An 11,248-nucleotide genomic window follows, 5' to 3' on the forward strand; every position below is an offset into this window, starting at 1 on the left:
GTGCGCACCCGGAGGCGCATGCACTAGGCGTCACGGTCGAGCTCGTCACGCTCGTCCTGCCGCCGGGCGCGCTCGAGGGCGACCCGCGCGGCACGGGCGTGCTCGTCGCGGCCGACGCGACGGGCGTGCGCGCGAAGGCGCTCACCCACTCGAGCGCGAAGTGGCCGTGGCTGCGCGAGCTCGCCGGCGGCCGCGAGGTCGTGCGGCTCTCGTACGGCGCTGGGCCGTCCGGGCGCGGCACCGCCGCCCCGGCGACCGAGGGGCTCGACGACGCCGACGCGGCGGCGATCGCGCTCGAGGACGCCAGCGCGATCCTCGGCGTCGCCCTCCCGCGTCCGCTCGCGTCCGCGCGCGTGCGCTGGGAGCAGGGCCAGCCCTCGAGCATCGTCGGCGCCAAGCGGCGCCAGCAGCTCCTGCGCGCCGCCGCCGCCGAGCACGAGACGCTCGAGGTCGTCGGCGCCGCCGTCGCCGGCACGGGCCTCGCGCAGGTCGTGCCCGACGCGCGCGAGGCGGCCCTGCGCATCCGCCGGGAGCGCTTCGCCGTGCCCGGCACCCCCTGGACGACCGACCTCGAGGACGAGGCCGCCGAGACCGAGCCGGAGGACGCATCCGGCACCGCAGTGACCGACGGACGAGGAGAGGCATGAGCGAGCACGCATCGCAGCAGCACGAGCCCCAGGCGGGCGACGGGTACACGATCTGGAGCGTGCTCCGGCGCGGCGGCTCCGGCACGGCGCGCACCGAGGGCGGCGCACCGCTCGCCGAGGAGCTCGCGGCGCTCGAGGCCGAGGGCGTCACGACGCGCGGCATCTACGACGTCTCGGGGATGCGCGCCGACGCCGACGTGCTCGTGTGGCTGCACGGCACTCCCGGGGCCGCGACCCCGCCCGAGCGGCTGCAGGCGGCGGTGCGCCGCGTGCGCCGCTCGCGCGAGCTCGCCGGCACGACGCCGGTGTGGGGCGCGATGGGCGTGCACCGCGACGCCGAGTTCAACAAGTCGCACGTGCCCGGCTTCCTGCGCGGCATCGAGCCGAAGCAGTGGGTGACGGTCTACCCGTTCAACCGCTCGTACGAGTGGTACCTGCTCGACGCGGGCGACCGCAGCCGCATGCTCGCCGAGCACGGTCGCGCCGGTGCCGCCTACCGGGGCGTCGTCGCCAACACGGTGGCGGCGTTCGCGCTCGGCGACTACGAGTGGATCCTGCCGCTCGAGTCCGACGAGCTCGTCGAGCTCGTCGACATGATGCGCGAGCTGCGCGCGGTCGAGGCCCGCCTGCACGTGCGCGAGGAGATCCCGTTCTTCACGGGCCGGCGGATCGCCGTCGACGAGATCGAGGAGGTGCTCGCGTGAGCGAGTCGACACAGGCTTCGGGCGGCTGCTGTGGCGGCGGGTGCTGCGGCGGCGCGGCGGTGCAGGCGCAGCCCGAGCTGCAGCAGGCGCAGCAGCAGGGCCGTCGCGAGACGAAGGCGCCCGCCGCGAGCGGGGTGCACCTCGAGCCGGGCGCCGCGGTGCCGAGCGCGACCGCGCCCGCGCAGGCAGGCCCCGAGCACGTCGAGGAGCCCGTCGCGTATGACGGCATCCTGCTGTCCGGCTTCGGCGGCCCCGAGGGGCAGGACGACGTGCTGCCGTTCCTCCGCAACGTCACGCGCGGCCGGGGCATCCCCGACGAGCGCCTCGAGGAGGTCGCGACCCACTACCGCCACTTCGGCGGCGTGAGCCCGATCAACGACCAGAACCGCGAGCTCAAGGCCGCCCTCGAGTCGGCGCTCGCCGATGCGGGCCTCGACCTGCCCGTCTACTGGGGCAACCGCAACTGGGCGCCCTACCTCGACGAGGCGCTGCAGCAGGCGGCCGACGCCGGGGCGACGAAGCTGCTCGCGATCCCCACCTCGGCGTACTCCTCGTACTCGTCGTGCCGCCAGTACCGCGAGGACTGGGCCGACGCGCTCGAGGCGACCGGCCTGCAGGCGACGATGCAGATCGACAAGGTGCGGCAGTTCTTCAACCACCCGGGCTTCCTCGCGCCGTTCGTCGACGGCGTGCGCGCGAGCGTCGCCGAGGCGCGCGAGGCGGGCTTCGCCGACGGCGAGATCGAGGTGCTCTTCGCGACCCACAGCATCCCCACCGCCGACGCCGAGCGCTCGGGCGCGCCCGACCTGCACGAGTGGGGCCCCGGCGGCGGCTACGAGGCGCAGCACCTCGCGGCGGCCGAGTGGGTCATGGGCGAGGCCGCGCCGGGCGTCGCGTGGCAGCTCGTCTACCAGTCGCGCTCGGGGCCCGCGTCGCAGCCGTGGCTCGAGCCCGACATCAACGACGCGATCGAGGCCCTCGGCACGGATGAGCACCGTGGCCGCAAGGCGGTCGTGATCGTGCCGATCGGCTTCGTGAGCGACCACATGGAGGTCATGTGGGACCTCGACGAGGAGGCGATCGAGACGGCCACCGAGGCGGGCCTGTGGGTGCGCCGCGCGCCGACGCCCGGCGTCGACCCGCAGTACGTCGGCGCGCTCGTCGACCTCGTGCAGGAGCGGCTCGAGGGCCGGCCGGTCGCGGAGCGCAAGGCCGTCACCTCGATCCATCCCTGGTACGACGTGTGCCGGCCCGGCTGCTGCGAGAACCCGCGGCTCGGCTTCCGGCCCGCGATCGCGGGGCTGCAGCCGTGAGCGTGCTCAGGGTCGGCACGCGCGGCTCGGAGCTCGCGATGGCCCAGTGCGGCGCGCTCGCCGCGCGCTTCGACGCCGAGGTCGAGCTCGTCCCCATCACGACGAAGGGCGACACCGACCGCTCGTCGCTGCAGCAGCTCGGCGGCACGGGCGTGTTCGTCTCGGCGCTCAGGGATGCGCTGCTCGAGGGCCGCGTGGACGTCGCGGTGCACTCGATGAAGGACCTCCCCACGGCACCCGCGCCCGGCATCGAGCTCGCCGCGGTCTCGAAGCGCGAGGACGCGCGCGACGCGCTGTGCGCGCGCGACGGCCTCACGTTCGCCGAGCTGCCCGAGGGCGCGAAGGTCGGCACGGGCTCGCCGCGCCGCATGGCGCAGCTGCGGCTCGCCCGGCCCGACCTCGAGGTCGTCGACCTGCGCGGCAACGTGCCCACGCGGCTCGCCCGCGCGCAGGGGCCGGACGCCGACCTCGACGCCGTCGTGCTCGCGCTCGCGGGCCTCAAGCGGCTGGGGCTCGAGGACCGCGCGACCGAGGTGCTCGACGTGATCGACTTCCCGACCGCCCCCGCGCAGGGCGCGCTCGCGGTCGAGATCCGCGAGGGCGATGCGGTCGCACGTCGGGCGGTCGCGACGACCGACCACGCGGCGACGCGCGCGGCGGCCGACGCCGAGCGGCGCGTGCTCTCCGGCCTCGAGGCAGGATGCGCCGCCCCGCTCGCCGCGCACGCGGAGGTCGCCGACGGGATGCTCTTCCTCACGGCGATCGCGTACGCGACCGACGGCTCGAAGCGGCTGAGCGCATCCCACGCCTACACGCTCGACTCGTCGAAGCCGGACGAGCTCGCCGAGGCCGCGCGCGACGTCGCCGACCGGGCGGTCGCCGAGCTGCTCGAGGCCGGCGCCGCCGACCTCGTGCACGAAGCAAGCGCCGCGGGCGACTGAGGCGACGGCCCGTGCGCGTCCTGATCCCGCGCGGCGGCGAGTGGGGCGACGAGGTCGCCCGGCTCGTGACCGAGGCGGGCTTCGAGCCGCTCATCCTGCCGCTCGTGACGATCGAGCCCGCCGAGGATCAGGAGCCGCTGCAGCGGGCGCTCGCGCAGCTCGCCGAGGGCCGCTTCGACTGGCTCGTCCTCACGAGCCGCTCGGCCGTGCGGGTGCTGCCCCGCGTGCCGGCCTCGGTGCGGGTCGCGGCCGTGGGTGCCGTGACGGCCGCGGCGCTGCGCGAGCGCGGCGTGCCGGTGTCGTTCGTGCCGACCCGGCAGTCGGCGGGCGGGCTCGTCGACGAGTGGCCGGCCCGCTCGGGCAGCGTGCTCTGGCCCCGAGCGCTCGACGCGAAGCCGACCGTCGCCGACGGGCTCCGAGAGCGCGGCATGGAGGTGACCGACGTCGTCGCCTACCGCACCGTGCCGGCGTTCGAGTCGACCGCCCAGCTCGCGGGCGCCGTCGACCGCACGGGCACGATCCCGACGGTGGACCCCGAGCGGCTCCGCGATGAGCAGCTCGCGACGGCGCGCGACGGCGTCGACGGGGTGCTCACCGCGGTCGAGCCGGCCGAGACGCCGATCCACGCGGTGCTCGTCACCTCGGGATCGGTCGCGAGGCAGGTCGCGCGGCTCGGGCTGCGCGACGACGTGCGCGTGATCGCGATCGGGGACCAGACCGCCGAGGACTGCCGCCGGCACGGCCTGCGCGTCGCGGCCATCGCGCACGAGCCGAACGCGCCCGCCCTCGTCGCCGCGCTCGTCGCGGCGGCGCGCTGAGCCCGCGGGCGTAGCCTCGGGGCATGGCTGACACGAACCCCGCGCTCGACGCGCTCGCGGCCTCCGGGCTCGAGCACGAGATCACCCGCCACGGCCGCGTCTCGTCGCTCGCCGAGGCGGCGGCGGCGCGCGGGGTCGAGCCCGCCGACGTCATCAAGACGATGGTCGTGCGCCGCGGCGAGGGCGACCACCTGCTCGTGCTCGTGCCGGGCGACCGCACGATCGCGTGGCCGAAGCTGCGCGAGCTGCTCGGCGTCAGCCGCCTCTCGATGCCCGACGCCGACGCCGCGTTCGAGGTCACCGGTTTCCGGCGCGGCACGATCACGCCGTTCGGCACGCGGCAGCCGCTGCCCGTGATCGCCGACGAGCGCGTGCTCGGCCGGCGCGTCTCGATCGGGGCGGGCGACCACGGCGTCGCCGCGACCGTCGACGGCGACGCGCTCGTCGCGCACCTCGGCGCCCACGTCGCCGACGTGACCGACCCCGAGCCGCCGCGCTGATGCATCCGCCGACCGACGCCGCGCGGGCGTTGCCGAGCCGCCGATCGTGCCGTAGCATCGCCCGAGCAATCGTCGGCGGTGTCAGCGCCGGCGCACCGCGCACGGAGGAGACACCGGGGATGACCGACAGCACGGGAGCCGCGATCCCGCGCTGACCCGACGGCACACGCACCGTCGACCACGCCGTCAGCGCTCACCACGCTCTCGGAGGTCCTCCCTTGGCACACCCCGCCATCGCGCTCTCGCGCGTCTCCTACTCCTGGCCCGACGGCACCGCAGCGCTCGACGCGCTCACGGGCGTCCTCGGCCACGGCCGCACCGGCCTCGTCGGCCTGAACGGCTCAGGCAAGTCCACGCTGCTGCGGCTCATCGCGGGTGAGCTCGCGCCCTCGAGCGGCGAGGTCGCCGTGCGAGGCACGATCGCCGCGCTGCCCCAGCACCTCGCGCTCGGTTCGGGCACGGTCGCCGACACCCTCGGCATCGCGCCGGTGCTCGCGGCGATCGCCGCGATCGAGCGCGGCGACGTCGCCGATGCGCACTTCGACACCGTGGGCGACCGCTGGGGCGTCGAGGCGGAGGCGCTCTCGGAGCTCGCCGCCCTCGGCCTCCCCGGCGACGCCGACCTGCTGCGCCGCCCGATCGGGGCGCTCTCGGGCGGCGAGGCGGTGCTCGTCGGCCTCGCGGCCGTCCGGCTGCGGCGCCCCGACATCGCCCTGCTCGACGAGCCGACGAACAACCTCGACGCGGAGGCCCGCGCCCGCCTCCACGACGCCGTCGGCGCGTGGCGGGGCTCGCTCGTCGTGGTCAGCCACGACGTCGCGCTGCTCGAGCGCGTCGACCGCATCGCCGAGCTGCACGCGGCGGGCCCGGGCGTCGGCTCGGCGCTCCGCACCTTCGAGGGCCCCTACTCCGTGTACCGCGCGGCGCTCGAGGCGGAGCAGGCGGCGGCCGCCCAGGACGTGCGCGACGCGGAGCAGCTGCTGCGCCGCGAGCGGCGGGAGCGGGTGGAGGCTGCCGAGCGGCGCTCGCGCTCCGAGGCGGCAGGGCGGCGGGCATTCCTGGCGGGCGGGATGCCGAAGATCGTGGCGGGGAGCCTGCAGCGCAAGGCCGAGCGCACCTCCGCGCGGTCGAAGGCGCTGCACGAGGGCCGCGAGTCGACCGCGGCCGCGTCGCTCGAGGCCGCGGAGGCGCGATTACGCGACGACCGGGCGATCCGCATCGAGCTGCCGGGCACCCACGTGCCGCCCGGGCGCGACGTGCTCGCCCTGCGCCTGCCCGGCGAGGAGCAGGTCGAGGTGCGCGGCCCCGAGCGCATCGCCCTCACGGGATCGAACGGCGCGGGCAAGTCCACGCTGCTCGAGGCGATCGCCGGCGCCGCCCGATCCCGCCCCGACGACCGGCCGGGAGCGGTCGCCGAGGTCGCCCGATGCATCCGCGAGACCGCGCTCCTGCCGCAGCGCATCCGCTTCGCCGACGAGGACGCCACGCTCGTCGAGGCGGTGCGCGAGACGGCGCCCGGGCGCCCACCGCAGGAGGTCCGCGCGCAGCTCGCCCGCTTCCTGTTCCGCGGCGATCGCGCCGAGCAGCGCGTGCACGAGCTCTCGGGCGGCGAGCGCTTCCGCCTCGCGCTCGCGCGCCTGCTGCTTGCCGACCCCGCGCCGCAGCTGCTGCTGCTCGACGAGCCGACCAACTCGCTCGACCTCGACTCGATCGACCGGCTCGTCGAGGCCCTCGCGGCGCACCGGGGCGCGCTCGTCGTGGCGAGCCACGACGCCGAGTTCCTCGATCGGCTCGGCATCACGCGGCTCTGGACGATCCGGGACGGCGCTCTCATCGACCGGCCCGCGGAGCGCGTGCCGGGGCCAGGATGGTGAGCGCGCGACGGCGCCAGATCCGAGGAGGAGCCATGCACATCGACGAGTCGGCGCTCGACGCGGCCATCGCCCGCGGCCGCTTCACGGGCGTCGCGACGATCGACGTGGGCGAGCGCCGCGTGCTCGAGCGCGCCGAGGGGTTCCTGCACCGCGGGCTCGGCGTGCCGATGACGGCGGATGCGCGGATCGCGATCGCGAGCGGGAGCAAGGCGTTCACGGCGCTCGCGGTCATGCGCCTCATCGAGCAGGGCGCGCTGCGGCTCGACCAGCGGGTGCGCGAGGTGCTGGGCGCCGACCTGCCGCTCGTCGACGAGCGGGTCACCGTCGAGCACCTGCTCGGCCACACGTCCGGCATCGGCGACTACCTCGACGAGGACTCCGATTGGCAGCCCGCCGACTACGTGCTCACCGTGCCCCCGCACGCGCTCACGATGGCCGAGGCGTTCCTGCCGATGCTCGACGGGCTTCCGCAGGCCTTCGCGCCCGGCGAGCGCTTCGCGTACTGCAACGGCGGCTACGTGGTGCTCGCGATCGTGCTCGAGCGGGTGACGGGCGAGCGCTTCCACGATGCGGTGCGGCGGCTCGTGCTCGAGCCGGCGGGCCTCGAGCGCACCGGCTACCTGCCGCTGAATGCGCTCCCCGCCGACGCAGCACCGGGCTACATCGACGACGAGGGCGACCTCGTCAACACGCTCCACCTCCCGATCCTCGGCAACGGCGACGGCGGGGCGTTCACGACCGCGGCCGACCTGCACCGCTTCTGGTTGGCGCTGCTCGATGGCCGCATCGTCTCGCGCGCGAGCGTCGAGCTCATGGCGCAGCCGCGGCACGACGTGCCGGGCGAGCGCAAGCGCGCCGGGCTCGGGCTCTTCCTGCACGCATCCGCGGACGCCCTCATCAGCGAGGGCTGGGACGCAGGCGCGTCCTTCCGCTCGACGCACCTCGTCGACGAGCGCACGACCGTGAGCGTGCTCGGCAACAGCTCGGAGGGCGGCTGGCCGGTCATCGGCGCGCTCGCCGACGCGATCGACGCGGAGCTCGGGGCGCGGGAGGCCGACGCCGAGGCCGCCGCGCCCGAGGAGGCGTAGCGCGCCGGCGCGGCGCGCGCCAGCTACGGCACGACGACCGCGCGCCCGCGCACCTTGCCGTCGTGCAGGTCGGCGTACGCCCGCAGCGCGTCGGCGATCGGGTACGTCGTCGTCTCGATCCGGACCTCGCCGCGGTGCGCCATCTCGACGAGCTCGAGCAGCGACGACCGCGTGCCCCACAGCGACGTGCGCACCTCGACGTCGTACGGCGCCGCGAGCAGGCCCACCTTCGCCGTGCCGCCGCCCGCACCGACCACGACCACAGCGCCCGCGACCTTCACCGCGCCCGTCGCGGTCGCCCCGGTCGGGTCGATGCCGACGAAGTCGAACACCACGTCGGCGCCCACGCCGCCGGTCATCTCCTTGATCCTGCCCGCCGCATCCGCGTTCGACTCGAGCACCTCGTGCGCGCCCATCTCGCGCGCGAACGCGAGCTTCTCCTCGCCCACGTCGAGCGCGATGACGCGCGCCGACGTGAGCACGCGCAGCAGCTGGATCGCGACGTGCCCGAGCCCGCCGGCGCCGATCACGACCGCCGTCGAGCCGCCCGTGAGGTGGGGGAGCACCTTCTTGATCGCCTCGTACGGCGTGAGCGCCGCATCCGTGAGCGAGGCCGCGCGCACCGGGTCGAGGTCGCCGATCGGCACGAGGTGCCGCGGGGTGTCGACGAGCATGTGCTCGGCCATCGCGCCGTCGCGGCCGAGGCCCGGCGAGACCATGCCGCGCAGGCACAGCTGTTCGCGCCCGTCGGCGCACATCGCGCACACGCCGCAGCCCCAGCAGCCGTAGACGATGACGCTGTCGCCCACCTCGACGCCGGTCGCGCCCTCGCCCAGCTCCTCGACGACGCCCGCGGGCTCGTGCCCGAGCGTCATGGGCATCGGGTACGGGTAGCCCTCCTCGGGGAACGACATGACGACCTCGTCGGAGTGGCACAGCCCCGACGCGGTGATCCGCAGCAGCACCTCGCCCGGTCCCGGCGTCGGCCGCTCGACCTCGACGAGCTCCGGCCGCTGCCCGAATGCCCTGTACTGCACTGCCTGCATGATGCGCTCCTCCGGTCCACGCGGGGCCCGGGTCGAGCCTCGGCGATCGCCACCCTAGGCACCACCTGGCGCCGAGCGATAGGGGCGGATGCGCGGGGGCCGGGCCCCGGAGCCCGGCCCGATCCGCTCGGCCCGGCCGGGCGCCCCCGAGTACCCTGGAGACCGATGAGCCCCACGATCCGCCCCCGCAGGCTCCGGCAGAGCGCCCCCATGCGCCGCCTGGTCGCCGAGACCCGCATCCACCCCGCGCAGCTCGTGCTGCCGATGTTCGTCGCCGAGGGGCTGAGCGAGCCGCGGCCCATCGGGTCGATGCCGGGCCAGGTGCAGCACACGCTCGACTCCGCCGCGAGCGAGGTCGAGCGGGCGATCGAGGCTGGCGTCGGCGGCGTCATGCTCTTCGGGGTGCCCGAGGCCAAGGACGCGGTCGGGTCGGGCGCGACCGATCCCGACGGCATCCTCAACCGCGCGACGGCGTTCCTCGCCGAGCGCTTCGGCGACGCGACGGTCATCCAGACCGACCTGTGCCTCGACGAGTTCACCGACCACGGCCACTGCGGCGTGCTCGCCGACGACGGCTCGGTCGACAACGACGCGACCCTCGAGCGCTACGCGGCGATGGCGGTCGCGCAGGCGGAGTCCGGCTCGCAGCTGCTGGGCCTCAGCGGCATGATGGACGGCCAGGTCGAGCGCGTGCGGGCCGCCCTCGACGAGGCGGGCTTCGAGCAGACCGCGATCCTCGGCTACAGCGCGAAGTACGCCTCGGCGCTCTACGGCCCGTTCCGCGAGGCGGTCGACTCGAGCCTGACGGGGGACCGCAAGACCTACCAGCAGGATCCCGCGAACCGCCGCGAGGGCCTCCGCGAGGCGCTCCTCGACCTCGCCGAGGGCGCCGACATCGTGATGGTGAAGCCGGCCAGTCTCTACCTCGACGTGCTCGCGGACGTGGCCGCCGCATCCGACGTGCCCGTGTGGGCGTACCAGGTCTCGGGCGAGTACGCGATGGTCGAGGCCGCCGCCGCGAACGGCTGGATCGACCGCGACCGCATGATCGCCGAGAGCCTCACGAGCATCGTGCGCGCGGGCGCCGACGTCGTGCTCACCTACTGGGCCATCGAGCAGGCCCAGCTGCTCGGCACGCACGGGCTGGGCCTCGGCACGACGGGAGCGCGGGCATGAGCACGAACGCCGAGCTGTTCGAGCGGGCGAAGCTCGCGATCCCCGGCGGCGTGAACAGCCCCGTGCGCGCTTTCGGGTCGGTCGGCGGCACGCCCTCGTTCCTCGTGCGGGCGCACGGCGCCTACGTGACGGATGCGGAGGGTCGCGACCTCGTCGACCTGGTCGCGAGCTGGGGGCCGGCCATCCTCGGTCACGCGCACCCCGAGGTGATCGAGGCGGTGCAGGACGCCGCCGCCCACGGCCTCTCGTTCGGCGCGTCGACGCCCGCGGAGGCGCTCCTCGCCGAGGAGGTCGAGCGCCGCGTGGGACCGGTCGAGCGACTGCGGCTCGTCTCGACCGGCACCGAGGCGACGATGACGGCGATCCGCATCGCGCGCGGCGCGACGGGCCGCGACCTGCTCGTGAAGTTCGACGGCCACTACCACGGGCACTCCGACGGCCTGCTCGTCGCCGCGGGCTCTGGGCTCGCGACGCTCGCGATGCCGGGCTCCGCGGGCATCCCCGCCGCCGTCGCGGCGACCACCGTGGTCGTGCCCTACAACGACCGCGGCGCGATCGAGCGGCTGTTCGCCGAGCGCGGCGACCAGATCGCCGCCGTGATCGTCGAGGCCGCCGCCGCGAACATGGGCGTCGTCGAGCCCGACGGCGACTTCAACGGCTTCCTCGCCCGCACCGCGCACGCGCACGGGGCGCTCCTCATCAGCGACGAGGTGCTCACGGGCTTCCGCGTCGACCGCGCGGGCATGTGGGGCATCGAGGGCTGGACGGGCGACGAGGCGCCCGACCTCCTGACCTTCGGCAAGGTGATCGGCGGCGGCATGCCGCTCGCCGCCGTCGGCGGCAGGCGCGAGCTCATGGAGCTGCTCGCGCCGCTCGGCCCCGTCTACCAGGCGGGCACCCTCTCGGGGAACCCGGTCGCGGTCGCCGCGGGCCTCACGACCCTCCGGCTCGCGACCGACGACGTGTACCGACGCCTCGACGAGGCTGCCGACGTCATCACGGCGGCGCTCGTGGACGCGCTGCGGGCGGAGGGCGTCGCGCACGCGATCAGCCGGGTAGGGAGCCTGTTCTCGGTCGCCTTCCGCGAGTCGGCGCCGCGCGACTTCGACGAGGTGCGGCAGCAGGACGCGTTCCGCTACCC

General features: G+C 75.5%; 10 protein-coding genes and 1 pseudogene. 10 read left to right on the top strand and 1 reads right to left on the bottom strand.

From position 1 onward, the window contains the following. The 8 genes and pseudogenes from NWP09_RS08255 to NWP09_RS08290 form a co-directional block, all read left to right on the top strand. Nucleotides 1-647: pseudogene (locus NWP09_RS08255) on the top strand (hypothetical protein); the annotation flags it as partial. Next, nucleotides 644-1,351 carry a hydrogen peroxide-dependent heme synthase gene (gene hemQ / locus NWP09_RS08260; protein WP_258275044.1) on the top strand — a complete coding sequence of 236 codons (708 nt, stop codon included), beginning with the start codon at nucleotides 644-646 and terminating at the stop codon, nucleotides 1,349-1,351. The pseudogene NWP09_RS08255 and the gene hemQ, both read left to right, overlap by 4 nt. 158 nt (nucleotides 1,352-1,509) lie before the next feature. After that, nucleotides 1,510-2,664, top strand: a complete 1,155-nt coding sequence (locus tag NWP09_RS08265; protein ID WP_258275053.1) for a ferrochelatase — start codon at nucleotides 1,510-1,512, stop codon at nucleotides 2,662-2,664. Further along, complete coding sequence (gene hemC / locus NWP09_RS08270; RefSeq protein WP_258275045.1) at nucleotides 2,661-3,605, top strand: hydroxymethylbilane synthase; 945 nt, start codon at nucleotides 2,661-2,663, stop codon at nucleotides 3,603-3,605. Before NWP09_RS08265 ends, hemC begins: the two co-directional genes overlap by 4 nt. Nucleotides 3,606-3,616: 11 nt before the next feature. Then, complete coding sequence (locus NWP09_RS08275) at nucleotides 3,617-4,423, top strand: uroporphyrinogen-III synthase (protein WP_258275046.1); 807 nt, start codon at nucleotides 3,617-3,619, stop codon at nucleotides 4,421-4,423. 23 nt (nucleotides 4,424-4,446) lie between these two features. Further along, a complete protein-coding gene (locus tag NWP09_RS08280) occupies nucleotides 4,447-4,923 on the top strand; it encodes an aminoacyl-tRNA deacylase (RefSeq protein WP_258275047.1) in 477 nt (158 codons plus the stop codon). Nucleotides 4,924-5,141: 218 nt separating this feature from the next. Beyond that, nucleotides 5,142-6,797 carry an ATP-binding cassette domain-containing protein gene (locus NWP09_RS08285; RefSeq protein WP_258275048.1) on the top strand — a complete coding sequence of 552 codons (1,656 nt, stop codon included), beginning with the start codon at nucleotides 5,142-5,144 and terminating at the stop codon, nucleotides 6,795-6,797. 32 nt (nucleotides 6,798-6,829) lie between these two features. Next, nucleotides 6,830-7,885 (top strand): serine hydrolase, encoded by a 1,056-nt coding sequence (locus NWP09_RS08290; protein ID WP_258275049.1) that lies wholly within the window; start codon nucleotides 6,830-6,832, stop codon nucleotides 7,883-7,885. A 23-nt stretch (nucleotides 7,886-7,908) separates the two neighbouring features. Here NWP09_RS08290 and NWP09_RS08295 read toward each other — a convergent pair whose 3' ends face one another. Continuing rightward, a complete protein-coding gene (locus NWP09_RS08295; protein ID WP_258275050.1) occupies nucleotides 7,909-8,931 on the bottom strand; it encodes an NAD(P)-dependent alcohol dehydrogenase in 1,023 nt (340 codons plus the stop codon). A gap of 165 nt (nucleotides 8,932-9,096) precedes the next feature. Here NWP09_RS08295 and hemB point away from each other — a divergent pair, with 165 nt between their 5' ends. Both hemB and NWP09_RS08305 read left to right on the top strand, forming a co-directional pair. Next, complete coding sequence (hemB, locus tag NWP09_RS08300; RefSeq protein ID WP_258275051.1) at nucleotides 9,097-10,107, top strand: porphobilinogen synthase; 1,011 nt, start codon at nucleotides 9,097-9,099, stop codon at nucleotides 10,105-10,107. Further along, the coding region (locus NWP09_RS08305; protein ID WP_258275052.1) for a glutamate-1-semialdehyde 2,1-aminomutase at nucleotides 10,104-11,248 on the top strand (1,145 nt) is incomplete at its 3' end. The genes hemB and NWP09_RS08305, both read left to right, overlap by 4 nt.

This window comes from Agrococcus sp. HG114, from assembly GCF_024723325.1.
GTDB lineage: Bacteria > Actinomycetota > Actinomycetes > Actinomycetales > Microbacteriaceae > Agrococcus.